Source organism: Brooklawnia propionicigenes (genome assembly GCF_030297015.1).
Lineage (GTDB): Bacteria > Actinomycetota > Actinomycetes > Propionibacteriales > Propionibacteriaceae > Brooklawnia > Brooklawnia propionicigenes.
Map to the genome: position 1 here is coordinate 469,844 of NZ_AP028056.1, position 17,452 is coordinate 487,295.

Annotated in this window: 18 protein-coding genes; 5 read left to right on the plus strand and 13 right to left on the minus strand. The window is 66.2% G+C overall.

Translation table 11 applies throughout. From position 1 onward, the window contains the following. Positions 1–6: 6 nt before the first annotated feature. Positions 7–867: a GNAT family N-acetyltransferase gene (locus QUE25_RS02195; RefSeq protein ID WP_286267151.1), complete on the minus strand. Its 861-nt coding sequence runs from the start codon at positions 865–867 to the stop codon at positions 7–9. A gap of 13 nt (positions 868–880) precedes the next feature. Next, positions 881–2,023 carry a flavodoxin-dependent (E)-4-hydroxy-3-methylbut-2-enyl-diphosphate synthase gene (gene ispG / locus QUE25_RS02200; RefSeq protein WP_286267152.1) on the minus strand — a complete coding sequence of 381 codons (1,143 nt, stop codon included), beginning with the start codon at positions 2,021–2,023 and terminating at the stop codon, positions 881–883. Between the two features lie 169 nt (positions 2,024–2,192). On the opposite strand from ispG, the gene QUE25_RS02205 reads away from it, so the two are divergent. Continuing rightward, a complete protein-coding gene (locus QUE25_RS02205) occupies positions 2,193–3,329 on the plus strand; it encodes an LOG family protein (RefSeq protein WP_425332728.1) in 1,137 nt (378 codons plus the stop codon). An 18-nt stretch (positions 3,330–3,347) separates the two neighbouring features. Here QUE25_RS02205 and QUE25_RS02210 read toward each other — a convergent pair whose 3' ends face one another. From QUE25_RS02210 to rpsB, 7 genes are all read right to left on the minus strand, one after another. Further along, entirely contained in the window at positions 3,348–3,983 is a 636-nt protein-coding gene (locus tag QUE25_RS02210) for an NAD(P)-dependent oxidoreductase (protein WP_286267153.1), read from the minus strand. 27 nt (positions 3,984–4,010) lie between these two features. Next, positions 4,011–5,153, minus strand: a complete 1,143-nt coding sequence (gene rlmN, locus QUE25_RS02215) for a dual-specificity RNA methyltransferase RlmN (protein WP_286267155.1) — start codon at positions 5,151–5,153, stop codon at positions 4,011–4,013. A gap of 69 nt (positions 5,154–5,222) precedes the next feature. Beyond that, positions 5,223–6,116 carry a phosphatidate cytidylyltransferase gene (locus QUE25_RS02220; protein ID WP_286267157.1) on the minus strand — a complete coding sequence of 298 codons (894 nt, stop codon included), beginning with the start codon at positions 6,114–6,116 and terminating at the stop codon, positions 5,223–5,225. A gap of 2 nt (positions 6,117–6,118) precedes the next feature. Beyond that, positions 6,119–6,673: a ribosome recycling factor gene (gene frr / locus QUE25_RS02225; protein WP_286268470.1), complete on the minus strand. Its 555-nt coding sequence runs from the start codon at positions 6,671–6,673 to the stop codon at positions 6,119–6,121. Between the two features lie 58 nt (positions 6,674–6,731). Further along, positions 6,732–7,448: a UMP kinase gene (gene pyrH / locus QUE25_RS02230; RefSeq protein ID WP_286268471.1), complete on the minus strand. Its 717-nt coding sequence runs from the start codon at positions 7,446–7,448 to the stop codon at positions 6,732–6,734. A gap of 146 nt (positions 7,449–7,594) precedes the next feature. Further along, positions 7,595–8,404, minus strand: a complete 810-nt coding sequence (gene tsf / locus QUE25_RS02235; protein WP_286267159.1) for a translation elongation factor Ts — start codon at positions 8,402–8,404, stop codon at positions 7,595–7,597. 35 nt (positions 8,405–8,439) lie between these two features. Next, complete coding sequence (rpsB, locus tag QUE25_RS02240; RefSeq protein ID WP_286267160.1) at positions 8,440–9,366, minus strand: 30S ribosomal protein S2; 927 nt, start codon at positions 9,364–9,366, stop codon at positions 8,440–8,442. A gap of 383 nt (positions 9,367–9,749) precedes the next feature. Between rpsB and QUE25_RS02245 the strand changes: the two genes are divergently transcribed. Continuing rightward, positions 9,750–10,718 (plus strand): peptidoglycan DD-metalloendopeptidase family protein, encoded by a 969-nt coding sequence (locus QUE25_RS02245; protein WP_286267162.1) that lies wholly within the window; start codon positions 9,750–9,752, stop codon positions 10,716–10,718. A gap of 4 nt (positions 10,719–10,722) precedes the next feature. Here the strand turns inward: QUE25_RS02245 and QUE25_RS02250 are convergent, their stop codons facing one another. Then, positions 10,723–11,664, minus strand: a complete 942-nt coding sequence (locus tag QUE25_RS02250; protein WP_286267164.1) for a tyrosine recombinase XerC — start codon at positions 11,662–11,664, stop codon at positions 10,723–10,725. 146 nt (positions 11,665–11,810) lie between these two features. Between QUE25_RS02250 and def the strand changes: the two genes are divergently transcribed. Then, a complete protein-coding gene (def, locus tag QUE25_RS02255) occupies positions 11,811–12,404 on the plus strand; it encodes a peptide deformylase (RefSeq protein ID WP_286267166.1) in 594 nt (197 codons plus the stop codon). Between the two features lie 94 nt (positions 12,405–12,498). Beyond that, positions 12,499–14,205 (plus strand): NAD-dependent malic enzyme, encoded by a 1,707-nt coding sequence (locus QUE25_RS02260; protein ID WP_286267168.1) that lies wholly within the window; start codon positions 12,499–12,501, stop codon positions 14,203–14,205. A 24-nt stretch (positions 14,206–14,229) separates the two neighbouring features. Here QUE25_RS02260 and QUE25_RS02265 read toward each other — a convergent pair whose 3' ends face one another. Beyond that, positions 14,230–15,039: a TrmH family RNA methyltransferase gene (locus tag QUE25_RS02265; RefSeq protein ID WP_286267170.1), complete on the minus strand. Its 810-nt coding sequence runs from the start codon at positions 15,037–15,039 to the stop codon at positions 14,230–14,232. 70 nt (positions 15,040–15,109) lie between these two features. Here QUE25_RS02265 and QUE25_RS02270 point away from each other — a divergent pair, with 70 nt between their 5' ends. Continuing rightward, on the plus strand, positions 15,110–16,114 hold the full coding sequence (locus QUE25_RS02270) for a bile acid:sodium symporter family protein (RefSeq protein WP_286267172.1): 1,005 nt from the start codon (positions 15,110–15,112) through the stop codon (positions 16,112–16,114). Positions 16,115–16,130: 16 nt separating this feature from the next. Here QUE25_RS02270 and QUE25_RS02275 read toward each other — a convergent pair whose 3' ends face one another. Then, on the minus strand, positions 16,131–16,913 hold the full coding sequence (locus QUE25_RS02275) for an ABC transporter ATP-binding protein (protein ID WP_286267174.1): 783 nt from the start codon (positions 16,911–16,913) through the stop codon (positions 16,131–16,133). 47 nt (positions 16,914–16,960) lie between these two features. Further along, complete coding sequence (locus tag QUE25_RS02280) at positions 16,961–17,452, minus strand: DUF456 domain-containing protein (RefSeq protein ID WP_286267177.1); 492 nt, start codon at positions 17,450–17,452, stop codon at positions 16,961–16,963.

The window sequence follows — 17,452 nt, forward strand, 5'->3', positions numbered from 1 at the left end:
CGCAGCTCAGTAGAGCACTGTTGCCAGTTCACCGACCGTGTCGAAACCGATCTCGGTGTACAGCCGGCGGGCCCGGGTGTTGAAGTCGTTGACGTAAAGCGAGACCACCGGATACTGCTGCTGGCAGAGCACGACGACTTGAGCCATGGCCGGTATCGACAGGCCGCGTCCCCGCAGCTGCGGGTCGAGCCAGACTCCTTGCACCTGGCAGTAGTGGCGCCACACCGAGCCGATGTCGGACTTGAACCAGACTCGCTCGGGCTGCCGGCGGGCATCGTCTGCGGGTACCACGCCACCGATCGCCCTGCCCAGCTGCATCAGCAGCCGCACATAGCGGGGATAGCTGCCGGACGAATCCAGCGGGCTGACCCCCACCTCCTCGGTGTACATCGCCACCGCGGCCTTCACATAGGCATCAAAGTGGGAGGTGTCGACGCGCTGGATCCGCCGATCGGGTTCGACCAGCGGTGGCACCCGGATGACCATCAACGGCTGATGAGACCGGATCTCCCGGGGACGCGTCCAACTGGACCCCCAGCGTTCGCACAGTCCAGCGTGCAGGCGGGCCACCGCCGCGGCCGGCCCGACGATCGAGGCGACGTGTCTGCGGGTTCCGATGGCCTGGACGAAGGCATCCAGGGCCTCGGGAAGTTCGCCGACCGGAACCAGATTTGAGCCGACATGACAGGCGCCGATGAGTTCGCCGTGCACGTGATAGCCGTAGACCGCGCAGCCCAAGGATTCGGGCGCCAACCCGAAGGTGGCGACCCGCGACGCGACGAACAGGTTGCTGAGCGGATCCTGGCCCAGCAACGCGAGGAACTCGGGGAGGTCCTCATCGTCCAAGATGCGCAGCGAGCCGCTCAACTGCCGGTGGCTCTCAGCTGACCAGGACTTCGGGCGAGCCCGACTCGGTGATCTCTGCGGCGATCCGGTTGGCCTCGGCGATCAAGGTCTGCACGATCTCGTCCTCGGGCACGGTAGCGATGACCTCGCCGTGGACGAAGATCTGGCCGCGCCCGTTTCCGGATGCGACCCCCAGGTCGGCTTCGCGAGCCTCCCCCGGGCCGTTGACCACACAGCCCATCACCGCGACTCGGATCGGAGCGGTGATCTCCTTGAGGCCCTCGGTGACGTCGTTGGCCAGCTTGTAGACATCGACCTGAGCGCGTCCGCAGCTGGGGCAGCTGACGATCTCGAACTGTCGTGGCCGCAGATTCAGCGATTCAAGGATCTTGATGCCGACCTTGACCTCTTCGACCGGGGGTGCCGACAAGGACACCCGGATGGTGTCGCCGATGCCCTCGGCGAGCAGGGCACCGAACGCGGTCGCCGACTTGATGGTGCCCTGGAAGGCCGGGCCTGCCTCGGTCACGCCGAGATGCAGCGGATAGTCGCAGGCCTGTGACAGGCGGCGATAGGCGTCCACCATGATGACGGGATCGTGGTGTTTGACCGAGATCGCGAAGTCGAAGAAACCGACCTCCTCGAACAGGGCCGCCTCGTTGAGCGCGGACTGCACCAGCGCGCCGGCCGGATCGGCCTCGTACATGGGACGCAGCCGCTGGTCGAGCGAACCGGCGTTCACGCCGATGCGGATCGAGGTGCCGTGGTCGGTGGCCGCCCGGGCGATGTCGGCGATCTTGTCGTCGAACGCCTTGATGTTGCCCGGATTGACCCGCACCTTCGCGCAACCGGCTTCGATGGCGGCGAAGACGTAGCGCGGCTGGAAGTGGATATCGGCCACCACCGGGATCTTCGATTTGGCCGCGATCGCGGGCAACGCGTCCGCATCGTCTTGGCTCGGCACAGCCACGCGCACGATGTCGCAACCGGCTGCCGTGAGCTCGGCGATCTGCTGCAGGGTGGCGTTGATGTTGGAGGTGAGCGTCGTGGTCATCGACTGAACAGCGATCGGGGCATCTCCCCCGATGTATGTCGTGCCGACCTTGATCTTGCGGGTCGGACGCCGCGGCGCGAGCACCATGGGCTTGGTCGGCGGAGTTCCCAGATTGATGGACATTAACCAGCTTTCTCGAAATCGTCTGCTGACAATCCTAACCGCGGGCCGTAACCGATCCCGGCAAGCACGCCCTTATCCCTCACGGCTCGCACACGGTGCACTGTGGCAGGCCCGCCGTGGTGTTCGGGTCGGTAGCATCGTCGATGATCGTCCGTTCGGAAGGGACCAGATGAACACCGCGCATGTGCCCACCCTCGAGATCGAGTCGCTGCGCGACTGGGACGCCCGGATCGGATCGGCCGACAAGATCGCGGGTTGGGTGATGCAGGCGATCGACCTGTCCGGGCGCGCCGATGACCTGCGCCGGGTGGACCCGCACGGCGCGGCCTTCCTGGGATGCTCGTTGCCGCCGGATCTCACCGACGAGCTGAGAGAACGCGGCGCGCTCATCTTCCCCCCGCTGCCGCATGTCCCCTTCCACGTCTACCGCTCGGGCTTGTACAGCCCCAGTGAGCTCTACGATGCGATCCTCGCTGGCGAGTTGTACACGCAGACCACCGATTCACGGATCTACTCCTGGGCCACGTCACTGCCGACCCCCGACGATCTGTCCGCGTCCTTGGCGATGACCCTGCACGACCATGCGATCTCCGACGCGCTGGAAGAACTGCTCGAGGCCAGCCCGCCGGAACGAACCGTCGGCATTCTCGGCGGGCACGCCGTTCGGCGTGGTTCGGACGATTACATCGGCGCGGCCCGGCTGGCCTCCCAGCTGACCCTTGCCGGATTCACCGTCGTCACCGGAGGCGGACCGGGTGCCATGGAAGCCGCGAACCTGGGCGCGCACCTGGCCGGTCAGCCCGCCGCGCTCGTGCACGCCATCGACCATCTGGCATCGGCTCCCACCTACCAGGGCAACGAGACGATGTGGGTGGCGACGGGAATGGAGGTCCGCGCCCAGACCCACCCGACCGGACGTTCGATCGGGATCCCCACCTGGTTCTACGGATATGAGCCGACCAATGTCTTCGCGTCGGCGATCGCCAAATACTTCAGCAACGCCCTGCGCGAGGATGTCTTGCTGCGGCACTGCCGCGGCGGACTCATCTACATGCCGGGTGCCGCCGGCACGGTGCAGGAGGTCTTCCAGGCGGCCACCGGCAACTACTACGCCGCCCAGCACGACCTGATCAGCCCGATGATCTTCGTCGGCCTGGAGTACTGGACCGAAACCCTGCCGGTCTGGCCGCTGATCAGCGCACTCGGTGACGGCCGCGGCATGGGCGATCGTCTGCTGCTGGTCGACGACGTCGACGACGCCGCCTCCCATCTGGTCAGCCGGCTCTCAACGGCAGCTGCCGGCTGAGAGCCGTTGACCGGGGAACTACCGCTCGGCGACCGTGAAGCGGACGCGGTGATGCGCGGGATGCTCCAGCTCGTCCAGCGCCGCCTTCGCGAAGGTGCCCGCCGAGACGAAACTGCCGGCCGGGTGGTCGTCGCCGAGTTGATAGCGGGCGGCCGCCGGCCCGGGAGCGATCTGGGGAGCAGGAGCCAGCATGACCCAGTCGAGCGATTCGGGAGCCTCGCGGTAGATCTCCAAGATCTCGGCGAAGCTGCGTGCCTCGGGCTTGTAGGCGTCGGGGAACCCTGGGGTGTCGAGCAGCCTGGTGCCATCGGCGGCCAGCGTGGCGCCGGCGCCGCCGACGACGAAGATGCGTGCGGTGACTCCGGCCTTGGCCAGCGCATCGACGATTGCCGCGTGCGCGTCAATGATCGGCTGCACCGGGCTGCCATCGCGCGGTCCGGGGACGGCGAAGACGACGATGTCGCAGTCCTGCGCCTTGCTCACGACGTCCGCGGCGTCACCGATCTCGCCCCTCACGTAACGGACCCCCTCGACCGGTGTCTTCGGAGTGCCTCCGCGCGAGACGCCGACAACCGAATGCCCGCGCGCAACGGCCTCCCGCACGATCGCGCTGCCGACCATTCCGGTCGCACCGTAGACGGTGATCTTGCTCATCTGTGTCTTCTCGTTGTCCGACGATGGTTACTTGGCTGCCCGAGCGTCCAGGTTGGCCGCCAGTTGCCCGCAGGCTCCGTCGATGTCCCGGCCGCGGGTGTCGCGGACGGTCACCGGCACCCCGGCATGCTCCAGATGCTCGACGAACGCCTGCTCGTCCTCGCGGCGCGACGCCGTCCACTTGCTGCCCGGGGTCGGATTCAGCGGGATCAGATTGACGTGGAACCAGCCCCAATCGCCGCGGGCCTTCAGCCGTCTGGCCAGCAGGTCGGCCCGCCAGGCCTGGTCGTTGATGTCCTTGATCAAGATGTATTCGATACTCACCCGGCGTCTGGTGGCCGCGGCGTAATCCCAGGCGGCGTCCAGCACCGCATCCACATTGAAATGCTTGTTGAGCGGGACGATCTCGTCGCGCAGCTCATCGTCCGGGGCATGCAGCGACACGGCGAGCGTCACCGGCAGGTCCTCGTCGGCCAGCTGCCTCATCCGGGGCACCATGCCGACAGTCGATACCGTGAGTCCGCGTGCGCTGATGCCCAGGCCGTCCGGGTTGGGGGCATGGATCTGGCGGACGGCCGCCAGCACCGCCTTGTAGTTGGCCATCGGCTCGCCCATGCCCATGAATACGACATTGTTGATGTGTCCGGGCCCGCCCGGCAGTTCGCCTGCCGCGAGCCGCCGGGCCGCGTCATGCACCTGCCAGACGATCTCGGATGCCGTCAGGTTGCGCTGCAAGCCGCCCTGACCGGTGGCACAGAAGGGGCAGGCCATTCCGCAGCCGGCCTCCGAGGAGATGCAGATCGTGGTGCGGTCGCGGTACCGCATGATCACCGACTCGATGATCGCGTGATCGAATGCGCGCCACGCAGTCTTGATCGTGGTGCCATGATCTGCGGACTGCTCCCCCACCGGGGTCAGCATCGTCGGGAACCAGGCCTGGTGAACCTGCTCGCGGAGCCCGGCCGGCAGATCGGTCCAGCTCGCCGGGTCGGCGTCCAGCCTGGTGAACCACTGATTCGAGATCTGCTTGGCGCGAAATGCCGGCAGCCCGGCCGAGCGCACCGCCTCGACGCGCTGTTCGGGGGTCAGATCCATCCAATGCACCGGTGGCTTGCGGGGATTCGGGATGAACCTTCCGGTGAGATCGATGGGTCCGGTGGCAGTAGTCATATGGACGAGTCTGCCGCACGTAGGCAAAGCCGGACGATTCCGCCGGTGCCCGATGGCAACAAGGGGTGACTAGACGAGCACGAGCATCGTCAGCCATGCCAGCGGTGCCGCCACCAGCAGGGAGTCCAGCCGGTCCATGGCTCCGCCGTGGCCGGGAATGATCCTGCCCATGTCCTTGATGCCGGTGTCGCGCTTGATCATCGACTCGATGAGATCGCCGACCGTCGCGGCCAGCGACAGCACCACCCCGATGATCGCTCCGGCCCACCAGGACGCACCGATCATCACCGGTCCGAGCACCGCACCGATGATGCAGGTCAGCGCCACGGCCCCCGCCAGCCCCTCCCAGGTCTTCCCGGGACTGATGTGGGGGGCCATCTTGTGCTTGCCGAACAGCGAACCGACCGCGTACGCGCCGGTGTCCGAGCAGGGCACCAGAATGAAGTAGTAGATGACGCGCAGGTTTCCGTCCGGTTGGGCGAGCAGCAACACCAGCGGAGACAACAGCAACGGGACATATCCGATGGTGAATACGCTTGCCGCCGCGTCGGTGATGAACCCCCGCACCGGCCCGCGCAGCCGTCCGAGCAGGCAGGCGATCACCATGAGGGCCAGCCCGGCCAGCAGGACTCCCGCTCCGGTGAGCTGGCCGTTGTGCTGGGCCAGGTAGTGCGCGGTGACCAGCGTCAGCGGCGTGCCCACGGCGATCGGTGTGTAGACGACGTGCATACCGATTCCGGTGAGCGCACGCCAGATCTCGAAGGCGCCGACCACGATGCCCGCGATCAGGAAGACGATGAAGCCCCACTGCCACCACAACAGCGAGCCGAGGATCCAGGCGTAGAGAACGACCCCTGAGGCAATCGCCACGGGCAGGTTGCGTCCCGCGCTGCGCTTCTTGGTGGCCGGCTTGGCCACTGCCTCAGCGGGCGGCGAGACCTCGCCCGGATCCTGCCCGCTCACTGTTAGACCGCCATCAATTCGGTCTCTTTGGCCTTCAGCAACTGGTCGATCGTGTCGACCGACTTCTTGGTTTCGTCATCGAGACGCTTCTCGGCGCGCTTGGCTTCGTCCTCGCCGATCGCCTTGTCCTTCTCGGCCTTCTTGACCTGATCGACCGCATGCCGGCGGATGTTGCGCACCGCGACGCGTCCTTCCTCGGCCTTGGCCCGCACGATCTTGATGTACTCCTTGCGGCGCTCCTCGGTGAGCTCGGGGAGCACGACGCGGATCGCCTTGCCGTCGCTGGCCGGGTTGACGCCGAGGTCGGAGTTGCGGATCGCCTTCTCGATGGCGTTCAGCGCACTCGCATCGAATGGGCTGATCAGCATCACCCGCGGCTCCGGCGACTGGAACGTCGCCAGCTGCTGCAGCGGGGTCGGGGTGCCGTAGTACTCGGCCTCCAGCTTGTTGAACATCGCCGGGTTGGCGCGGCCGGTTCGCACGGTCGCGAAATCCTGCCGGGCGAAATCGATGGCTCCGGCCATCTTCTTGACTGTGTCCTTGATGATGTCGTCGATCACGGCTGGTCCTTCCGTAAGTATGTGAGTGATGAAGCTGGCGTTGGCCGGGGCAGACTCAGGCGTGCACCCACGTGCCGATGCGTTCGCCGGCGACGGCACGTCCGATATTGGACTCGTCATCGAGCCCGAAGAAGAGCATATCGAGATTGTTGTCGCGGGCCAGGCTGATCGCGGTGGCGTCGGCCACTTTCAGGCCCTTGGCGAGGAACTCATCGTAGGTGAGCTCATCGTAGCGATTGGCCTCCGGATGGGTGTTGGGGTCGCAGTCATAGACCGCGTCGACGCCGTTCTTGCCCATCAACAAGATCTCCGCCTTGACCTCCAGGGCACGCTGAGCGGCGACCGTGTCGGTGGAGAAGTACGGCATACCCGAGCCGGCGCTGAAGATGACGACTCGGCCCTTCTCCATGTGGCGCTCGGCGCGGCGCGGAATGTAGGGCTCGGCCACCTGCCCCATGGTGATGGCCGACTGGACGCGGGTGGGCACCCCTTCCTTCTCCAAGAAGTCCTGCAGGGCCAACGAGTTCATCACCGTGCCGAGCATGCCCATGTAGTCGGCGCGGTCACGGTCCATACCGCCGCGCTGCAGCTCCACACCGCGGAAATAGTTGCCGCCGCCGACCACGACCGCGACCTGGGTACCCGCGGCCACGAGGTGAGCGATCTGGCGGGCCACCGAGCGGACGATCAGCGGGTCGACGCCGAGCTTGCCACCCCCGAAAGCCTCCCCTGACAACTTGAGTAGCACGCGGCGATAGGGCTCGGTCATCAGATTTCCTCCAGGTGCAGGCGAGTTCTCGTCCACTCTAGTGGCTGGGCACGCCCACCGGCCACGCGCGGCCGATGCGGCCTGAGAAAACACTGCAGGCGGCAGCCCGTGAGGGCCACCGCCTGCGGCTGTTCAGCTCAGACCGGAGCTCAGGCTCCGACCACGAAACGCACGAACCGGGTGATCGTCACGCCAGCCTCCTTGGCCAGCTGTCCGACCGTCTTCTTGTCATCAGTGATGGACTGCTGCTCGAGCAGGCAGGCCTCCTTGTAGAAGGCATTCACCCGACCCTCGACGATCCTCGGGATGATCTTCTCCGGCTTGCCCTCTTCGATGGCGGTCTCGGTGGCGATGCGCTTCTCGCGCTCCACGACTTCGTCCGGCACATCCTCACGGGAGACGTAATCGGGACGCATCGACGCGATCTGCAACGCGACAGCGTGCACGAACTCCTCGTCGTCACCCTCGTACTCGACCAGCACGCCCACCTGGGGCGGCAGGTCCTGGCTGCGGCGATGCAGGTAGGTGTGCACCGCACCGTCGAACCGGGCCACATGGGCCAGTTCGAGCTTCTCGCCGATCTTCGCCTCGAGCGCGCCGATCGCCTCGCCCACCGTGCCATCATCCAGCGGCAGGGCCCGTGCGGACTCGACGTCGACGGCCTCGCCGGCCTCGACGGCAGCAACGATCGCCTCGGCGAGCGCAACGAATTCCTGGTTCTTGGCGACGAAGTCGGTCTCCGAGCCGAACTGGATCAGCGAAGAACCGGTAGCGGCGACCAGACCGTTGTTGGCCGAGCGATCGCTGCGCTTGGCCACCTTGGAGGCACCCGAGACACGCAGCAGTTCGGTGGCGCGCTCGAAGTCGCCGTCGGCCTCGGTGAGGGCCTTCTTCGCGTCCATCATGCCCGCACCGGTCTGGTCACGCAGCTTCTTCACGTCAGCGGCAGTAATAGCCATGTATGTGATCCTCTTTTGATCTGGATTGACTGGGGTCAGTTGGCAGGCTCGGCCGGCGCAGCCGCCTCGGCGGCGACGACCTCGGCGAGAGCCTCAGCGGCCTCGGCGACCTCTTCCACCACGGGAGCGGCCTCAGCGAGAACCTCAGCAGCCTCGGTGGCCTCCTCCTCGGCCTCGGCTGCCTCGGCCTGCGCGGCCTCGCCACCGGCGAGCAGCTCACGCTCCCAATCGGGCATCGGCTCGGCCTCGGTGGCCTGCGGCGAATCGGCATTCGACCGCTTCAGCAGACCATCGGCGACGGCGTCGGCGATAATGCGGGTCAGCAGCGAGACCGAACGGATGGCGTCGTCATTGCCCGGGATCGGGAAGTCGACCTCGTCGGGATCGCAGTTCGTGTCGAGGATGGCGACAACCGGGATGTGCAGCTTGCGGGCCTCGTCGATGGCGAGGTGCTCCTTCTTGGTGTCGACGATCCAGACGGCCTGCGGCAGCCGTCCCATGTCGCGGATACCACCGAGGGACTTGTCGAGCTTGCCCATCTCGCGGCGAAGACCCAGCAGTTCCTTCTTGGGCAGGCCACCGGGAACGACATTCTCGAGGTCCATCGATTCCAGTTCCTTCAGGCGGGTGATCCGCTTGTTGATGGTCTGGAAGTTGGTGAGCATGCCACCCAGCCAACGCTGGTTGACGTAGGGCATGCCGACGCGGGTGGCCTGCTCGGCGATGGTCTCCTGAGCCTGCTTCTTGGTGCCGACGAACAGCACCTGGCCACCGCGGGCAACGACACCCGAGATGTAGCTGTAGGCCTTGTCGATGTAGGTCAGCGACTGGCGCAGGTCGATGATGTAGATGCCGTTGCGCTCGTTGAAGATGAACCGCTTCATCTTCGGGTTCCAGCGGCGAGTCTGGTGCCCGAAATGCACACCGCTCTCGAGCAGCTGGCGCGTGGTAATGACGGCCATGATCGGTCCTTTCATCCGGACGCCCGCGATGCGATGACCGCGCAAAGACGTCCCGTTGTGCGTGGACCCACCGGATGTGGGCTCACTCGGTTGTCCGGCAGCAGGGCTGCTGCTACCGCCTGATGCGCTTTCCGAACCCGCCCTGGCAGGCTTCACCAGCCAAGGACCTCGGGATCAGATCCGGGGACCACCCGGTTCTGCGCATGCGTTGTCAGCTCGCTCATGCGGGCTGCGGGGCTATTCTACGTTGCCGCCCAACACACCCGTCAATTCGGACGGTGTGGGCTGCGCCCGGCTGGGCGAATCATCTCAATTCGCCGAGATCATCCACAGCCGGTACCCAGTTTGAACGATCCGGAGGGCCAGTCACCAATCATCACCACATGAACCCTGGAGTCCTTCTCGTCCGGACGGCGCAGCGGCACTCGCCGGGCCTTGCGCTCATCCTGGCCGTCTGGCTGATGCTGGGTCCGACTGCGGCGGCATCGGCTGATGCGTCCGGACGAGTCGCCCCACTGCCCGGCCCCGTGCTGCGCGGATTCCAGATCGCCGAATACAACTGGCTGCCCGGGCATCGCGGCGTCGACCTGGCGGGCACGGCCGGCGATCTGGTGACGGCGGCTGCCGCCGGGACGATCAGCTGGGTCGGCGTCATCGACGGCGTGCCCATGATGACGGTTCAGCATCCTGACGGGCTGCGCACCACCTACCAGCCGGTGGAGGCGAGCGTCGCCGCCGGCCAGCGGGTGGCCGCTGGTCAGCCGATCGGGGTGCTCACCGCGGGTCATTGCGCACAACAGGCATGTCTGCACTGGGGGCTGCGCGACGGCGACGACTATCTCGATCCGCTGCTGTGGCTGGGCGGCTGGGGGGAAGCCGAGGTGCGTCTGCTGCCCCGCTCCGCGGTGCCCCGTCAACAACCCCCGCCCGGCGCCGTCGAGGCCACCGATGTCTTGCCGCTGACCGGGGATCTCCCGGTGGCGGGGCCCTTGACGTCGGGTTTCGGTTCGCGGGTGAACCCGATCAGTGGTCTCGCCGAGTTCCACGACGGCATCGACATCGGGGCCGCCTGCGGCGCGCCGGTGCAGGTGCTGTGGCCGGGCACGGTCGTCTTCGCCGGAACTGCGGGCGGCTACGGGCAGCGCGTCGAGATCGATCACGGTGTGATCGGCGGCGTCCAGACCCGGACCTCGTATTCGCATCTGTCGGGGTTCGGGGTGTCCGCCGGTCAGCACGTCGCCGCCGGAACCGTGATCGGCCAGGTCGGCAGCACCGGCTACTCGACCGGCTGTCACCTGCACTACTCCGGTGTGCGCAATGGGGCGCTCGTGGACCCCAGAACCATCGGCTGAGTAGTCAGGCCCGCGGATGAGCCTGCCGGAAGGCCTGCTTGAGCCGCTCATTGCTCACATGGGTGTAGATCTGCGTGGTCGCCAACGAGGCATGGCCGAGCATCTCCTGGACGCTGCGCAGGTCGGCTCCGCCTTCCAGCAGATGGGTGGCCATCGCATGCCGCAGGCCGTGCGGGCCGACATCGGGTGCCTGCGGGATGGCGTGCATGGCCTGATGCACCACCCGCCGCGCGACCCGCGGATCCAGTCGGCCACCCTGGCGTCCCAAAAAGACAGCCTGCGCCGACGAAGCGGTCAGCCACTCCGCACGCCGGGCCAGCCACGACTCCACCGCGCGCCGGGCGGGGTCGCTCAGCGGGACGGTGCGCTGCTTGTTGCCCTTGCCCAGCACCCGGATGACGCCGCGCTCCCGGTCGATATCGGCCACGTCCAACCCGCACAGCTCCGACACCCGGATGCCCGACCCGTAGAGCACCTCCAAAATCGCCAGGTTGCGAACCCCCAACGGCGACGGATCTTCTGCGGCCGCCGCGAGGACCGCGTCCATCAGGGTCGCGGCATCGGTCTGAGTCAGCGTCTCGGGCAACCGGTGAGGAATCTTGGGCGATTTCAGCGCGGCCGCCGGATCCTCGTCGACCAGACCCTGCCGTTTCGCCCATCGGAAGAAGACCCGCACCGCGCCGCTGCGCCGCTGCAGGCTTGCGGCGGCCAAACCCGCGTCGTGCTGCGAAGCCAGCCACGAACGCAGATCGGGCAACTGCACCTGGTCGAGGCGCGCGATGCCCGCGTCTGCGAGCCACTGCCCCAACTGCTCAAGATCACCGCTGTAGGCCCGCACGGTGTGCTGTGACCGATTCAGCTGCAGCCGCTGGTAATCGGCGAATGCGTCGAACGCGTCCTGCAGCGCGGCCGGGATCGGAGCGCTCGCGTCAGCGTCCACGCTCATCGGGCACCTCCAGCTATCACGGTCGTTCACAGCATTGCGCACATCGGGCAACCCGTGTCGGATCAGCCGCCGCGAGTCGTATAAGTTGGATGAGTTGGACGGGTCATGTCCCGGTGAACATCAGCAGAGAGTGAAGGACGAGCAGGATGCCGACTCCCCAGGAATGGGCCGCCAAAGGCAAGGTCTTACGCGTGACTCGTTGGACTGAGCCGGTGATGCGAAACCCGACCCGGCCGGTTACGCAGTTCGGTGAAGACCTGCATCAACTCGTAGCTGACATGTTCGCCACCATGGCTGCCGCCGACGGCGTGGGGCTGGCCGCCCCACAGGTCGATGTCGATCTCGCGCTGTTCGTCTTCTACTGCCCGGACAAGGACGACCACCTGCAGTACGGGGTGGTTTGCAATCCTGTCGTGACCCTGCCGGAGGGCAAGGACCGCCGGCTCGATGCCACCGAGGAGGGCTGCCTGAGTTGGCCGGGCGCCTATCAGCCGCTGGCCAGGCCCGACGTCGCCGTCTGTGAGGGCCAGAACGAGAACGGTGAGCCGATCCGCATCGAGGGCACCGGGCTGCTGGCTCGCTGCCTGCAGCATGAGACCGACCACCTTTCCGGCACCGTCTTCGGCGATCGGCTGTCGAAGCGTTCCCGCCGGCTGCTCAACGAGCAGCATGATTCGATGGCGGCGCTCTACCCCGCCGACTGGCCGGTCAGCCGCAAACGCGCGCCCGCCGATCTGTGAGCGTCGGCTCCGCCGGCACTGTTGTATCGGCCTGCCGGCGTCCGTGAACGCCCGCGGCTACGCTCCCGGCGCCGCCGGGCAGTAGGCTGCTGCCGTGTCCAAGGATTACGAGATCGTCCACACCAATGGACGCGACATTGCCCGCATCGCCTGCCGTGGGCGCGATGTGCTGCACAACCCGATGATCAACTACGGCACGGCGTTCACCAAGGAGCAGCGCGAAGCGCTCGGATTGACCGGGTTGCTCCCGAATGCTGTCATCAGCCTGGACGCCCAGGTGCGTCGCGTCTACAAGCAATATCGGCACGAGCCGTCCGATCTGGCCAAGTACAACTATCTGACGGCCATGCAGGACCGCAATGAGACGCTGTTCTACCGAGTGCTCACCGACAACATCCAAGAGATGCTGCCGATCATCTACACTCCGACGATCGGGCTGGCTATTCAGGAATACAGCCACTGGTTCCACAAGCCACGCGGCATCTACCTCGACATCGACAACCCCGATGGCATTCAGGCCGCGTTGCAGGCCTCCGGCAAGGGTCCCGACGACATCGATCTGGTCGTCGTCACCGACTCCGAAGGCATCCTCGGCATCGGTGATCAGGGCGTCGGAGGCGTGGCCATCACCGTCGGCAAACTGTCGGTCTACGTGGCGGCCGCCGGCATCCATCCCAATCGGGTCCTGCCCGTGGTTCTCGACACGGGCACCGACAATCTCGACCTGCTGAACGATCCCGCCTACCTGGGCGTCCGGCATGCCCGGGTGCGCGGCGAACGCTATGACGCGTTCATCGAGAAGTTCGTCGGTGAGGTCACCGAACGCTTCCCACAAGCACTGCTGCACTGGGAGGACTTCGCCGCCGGCAACGCCCATCGCATCCTCAACCGCTACCGCGACGAGATCTGCACCTTCAACGATGACATCCAGGGCACCGCCGGTGTCGTGGTGGCAGCAGTATTGGCCGCCATCCGCACCTCGCACACCCGACTCGCCGATCAGCGCATCGTCATCCATGGCGCCGGAACCGCCGGGGTGGGTATCGCCCATCTGCTGCTCGACATCATGGTCTCCCAAGGCATCGACCGCGATCAGGCCATCCGCCAGTTCTGGGGGCTGTCCAGCCGGGGCCTGTTGATCGAGGGCGGCAAGCTGCGCGACTTCCAGGCTCCGTTCGCTCGTCCCGCCGACGAGGTGGCCGGCTGGAAGCTCGACACGCTCGGACATTACGAACTGGCCGATGTGGTACGCAATGTGCACCCCACCATCCTCATCGGCACCTCGGCGCAGCCGGGTACCTTCACCGAGGAGATCGTGCGCGACATGGCCTCCCACACCGACCAACCGATCATCATGCCGTTGTCGAATCCGACGACGAAAGCCGAAGCGCTGCCGTCCGACGTCTTGGAGTGGACCGGCGGGCGTGCGCTGATCGCCACCGGCTCGCCGTTCGACCCGGTCGAGCTCAACGACACCCGTTACGAGATCGCGCAGGCCAACAACGCACTGATCTTCCCGGGTATCGGTCTGGGAGTCATCAGCTGCCGGGCCAGCCGGGTGAGCGACACGATGATCGGGGCCGCGGCCCAGGCGGTGGCGTCCGCAGTGACCGATCGCAGTCCGGGTGCCTCACTGTTGCCCGCCATGACTCAGCTGCGCAGTATTTCGGCACGGGTGGCGGTGGCGGTGGCCGAGCAGGCCCGGCGTGAGGGCCTGGCCCAGCGTCACCTGGACAATCCGATCCAGCAGGTCTACGACGCCATGTGGCAGCCGGTGTATCCGGAGGTGGAAGTCATCTGATCCGGGCTTGCTGAGGCCATCCGGCTACTCGGCTAGCGCGAAACAGGCGACTGCCGCCGCAGCCGCGACATTGAGCGAGTCGACGCCGTGGTGCATCGTGATGCGCACCACGGCGTCGGCCTGATCAAGCCAGTGCGCGCTGAGTCCGTCACCTTCGGTACCGAGCAGCAACGCGATCTTTCGCGGGGCCTGCCGCAGCTGGCCGGCGAACTCCGCCAGCGGTACCGCGTCGTCGCGCAGCGCCATCGCCACGATCTCGAAGCCGGCCTCCTGCAGCTTTCGTAGATCGGAGGCCCAATTGGCCATCCGGGCCCATGGCATCTCGAAGACTGTTCCCATCGATGTCTTGATCGCCCGCCGATAGAGCGGATCGGTGGCGCGCGGGGCGAGCAGCACACCGTCCCAGCCCAGTCCGGCCGCGCTGCGGATGATCGCGCCGAGATTGGTGTGGTCGACGATGTCCTCGCAGACCACCAGCCGCCGGGCGTCCAACAGGTCGCTCATCCGGAGGCCGACCGTGCGGTGCATGGACGCGAGGGCGCCGCGGTGCACATGGAATCCGGTCACCTGCTCAGCCAGTTCCTCGGTGACGAGGTAGACCGGGGCGGCGCTGTCGTCCAGCAGGTCGGTCAGTTCGGGCAGCCATCGCTCGGCCAGCAGAAAAGACCGGGGCCGGTAGCCTGCCTCGACCGCACGGCGGATGATCTTTGCTCCCTCGGCAATGAACAGGCCGCCGTCGGTCTCCAACTTGCGACGCAGGCTGGTCTCACGCAGCCTGACGTAATCGTCCAGACGCTCATCGGTGGGATCGGTGATCGGAACGAGGTTGGCCACGGGGACCGATCGTAGCCGTCGGGATGGGCATGGGAATCGCGCGCGGCCGTGTCGTCGTATGGTGAGATCCATGACTCCGACCGCCCTCACGCGCAGGCCTTGGTGGCGGCGCATCGATTACTTCATGGTCGCCATCGTCAGCGCGGCTGTGCTCGCCACCTTCCTACCGGCCCGCGGCGCCGGGGTCGAGGTCGTCGACTGGGCGTCCAAGATCACCATCGCCATCTTGTTCTTCCTCTACGGTGTCCGGCTCCAGCCCGCCGAGACGCTGGCCGGGCTGAAGCACTGGCGACTGCACACGGTGATCCTCGCGTTCACCTTCGTCGCCTTCCCGATCGTCGGGCTGGCGTTACGGGTTGCGGTGCCCGGGCTGATCAACGAGGACGTCTACCGTGGTCTGCTGTACATCTGCCTGCTGCCGTCCACCGTGCAGAGCTCGATCAACTTCACCTCGATAGCCCGGGGTAACGTCGCCGCCGCGATCATCAGTGCCTCGATGTCGAACCTGCTCGGGGTCTTCATCACTCCGCTGCTGGCCATCTCGCTGATGAGCACCACGGGGATGCACCTCGACCCCAGTTCCATTCTCGACATCGCCGCGCAGATTCTGCTGCCGTTCGTGCTCGGTCAGCTCTCACGGCGCTGGACGGCCGACTTCGTGATGGCCCACCCCAAGCTCAAGCTGTTCGATCAGGCATCGATCGTGCTGGTCGTCTACCGTGCCTTCGGCCAGGGCGTGCGCGAAGGACTGTGGCAGCGCACCGGCCTCAGCGACATCGCGATGATCTGCGTGGCCATCGCGGTGATACTCCCGCTGATGCTGTGGCTGACCTGGATGGTGGCCGGTTGGCTGGGATTCAACCGCCGCGACCAGATCGCGATCCAGTTCTGCGGCACCAAGAAGTCCTTGGCCACCGGAGTCCCGATGGCTTCGGTGATGTTCCCGGCGGCCCAGGTCGGCATGATCGTGCTGCCCCTGATGATCTTCCACCAGGCGCAACTGATGGTGTGCAGTTCGCTGGCCAGCCGCTATGCGCGCAAGCCCGAGGAATGGCTGGACGAGACCAACCGCTGATCGGGTGTGATATCGGTTAGGCGGCCCGGGCGGTCCAGCGTCCGTCGATCTTGGTGATATGCAGAGGCATACCGAAAGCTGCGGTCAGCTTCTCGTCGGTGAGCACCTCGTCGATCGGGCCGGCGGCCACCACCGATCCGTGCGCCATCAGCATCGCGTGGCTGATGCCCTCGGGGATCTCCTCCACGTGGTGAGTGACGAGCACCATCGTCGGTGCGTCCGGATCCTCGCACAGCTCGGACAATGTCTTGACCAGGATCTCACGCCCGCGCAGATCAAGCCCGGCGCCGGGCTCGTCGAGCAGCAGCAGTTCGGGATCGGTCATCAGCGCCCGGGCGATCTCGACGCGTTTGCGCTCGCCTTCCGACAAGGTGCCGTAGGTGCGCCCGGCCAGATCCTCCACATGCATCAACCGCATCAGTTCGAGAGCCCGAGCGTGGTCCATCTCCTCATAGGTCTCGCGCCAGCGTCCCATCACGCCGTAGGACGCCGAGACGATGACATCGGCGACCTTCTCCCGGTTGGGAATGCGGTGTGCGATCGAGGAGGAAGCCACGCCGATACGCGGACGAAGTTCGAAGACATCGACAGCGCCGAGATATTCGCCCAGCACCTCGACAACACCGGTGGTCGGATGCATCTGTGTGCTGAGCAGAGCGAGCAGAGTGGTCTTGCCTGCTCCGTTGGGGCCGATGATCACCCAGCGGTCGCCCTCCTCGACTTTGAAGTTCACATCGTGTAGCAGAAGGGCGGTTCCGCGCCGCACGCTGACTCCGGCCAATTCGGCTACTGCAACCATGCCCCCGACCTTACCGTTTCATCGTCATCGATGCTCAACCTGCCCGCTCAGAAATAGAGGAAGATCCCGACCGTCCAGCAGGCGACCGCCAACCCGGCGCAGCTGAACTCGATCAGCATGCCCAGCCCCACTGATTTCATCGCCACCACTGAGGCATCCCAGGCCTGCCGCGGCTCACGCAACCGGTACCACTCGCTGCCGAAGAGCCCCACGATGAAGCCCACGAACAGCCCGACCACAGGTATCACGAAAGCACCGATGACGCCCACCACGGCGCCGATCAGGATCGACCGGTTGGGGATCTGACGGCCCTTCAGGCGTTTGCCGGTCAGCAGCGTCGAGGCGGTCATGCCCACCCCGCACAGCAGTAGGCCGAGCCCGAAGACCGTCCAGCCGATCGGCCCGCCGATCACGATCGCCCACAGCAGCAGCCCGGCGATCACCAGGATGCTGCCGGGCAGGATCGGGAAGATCGTCCCGAGCACACCGATCACCACCAGCACGCCGGTGATGACGGTGACCAGGACGTCTGCTGTCAA

Bases quoted from the DNA above. Each gene is read 5' to 3' on its own strand.
- QUE25_RS02250 (WP_286267164.1), bottom strand. From the start codon at position 11,664: ATGAGCGTGGACGCTGACGCGAGCGCTCCGATCCCGGCCGCGCTGCAG.
- def (WP_286267166.1), top strand. From the start codon at position 11,811: ATGCCGACTCCCCAGGAATGGGCCGCCAAAGGCAAGGTCTTACGCGTG.
- tsf (WP_286267159.1), bottom strand. From the start codon at position 8,404: ATGGCTATTACTGCCGCTGACGTGAAGAAGCTGCGTGACCAGACCGGT.
- QUE25_RS02205 (WP_425332728.1), top strand. From the start codon at position 2,193: ATGAACACCGCGCATGTGCCCACCCTCGAGATCGAGTCGCTGCGCGAC.
- QUE25_RS02245 (WP_286267162.1), top strand. From the start codon at position 9,750: ATGAACCCTGGAGTCCTTCTCGTCCGGACGGCGCAGCGGCACTCGCCG.
- rlmN (WP_286267155.1), bottom strand. From the start codon at position 5,153: ATGACTACTGCCACCGGACCCATCGATCTCACCGGAAGGTTCATCCCG.
- rpsB (WP_286267160.1), bottom strand. From the start codon at position 9,366: ATGGCCGTCATTACCACGCGCCAGCTGCTCGAGAGCGGTGTGCATTTC.
- QUE25_RS02210 (WP_286267153.1), bottom strand. From the start codon at position 3,983: ATGAGCAAGATCACCGTCTACGGTGCGACCGGAATGGTCGGCAGCGCG.
- ispG (WP_286267152.1), bottom strand. From the start codon at position 2,023: ATGTCCATCAATCTGGGAACTCCGCCGACCAAGCCCATGGTGCTCGCG.
- QUE25_RS02275 (WP_286267174.1), bottom strand. From the start codon at position 16,913: ATGGTTGCAGTAGCCGAATTGGCCGGAGTCAGCGTGCGGCGCGGAACC.
- QUE25_RS02270 (WP_286267172.1), top strand. From the start codon at position 15,110: ATGACTCCGACCGCCCTCACGCGCAGGCCTTGGTGGCGGCGCATCGAT.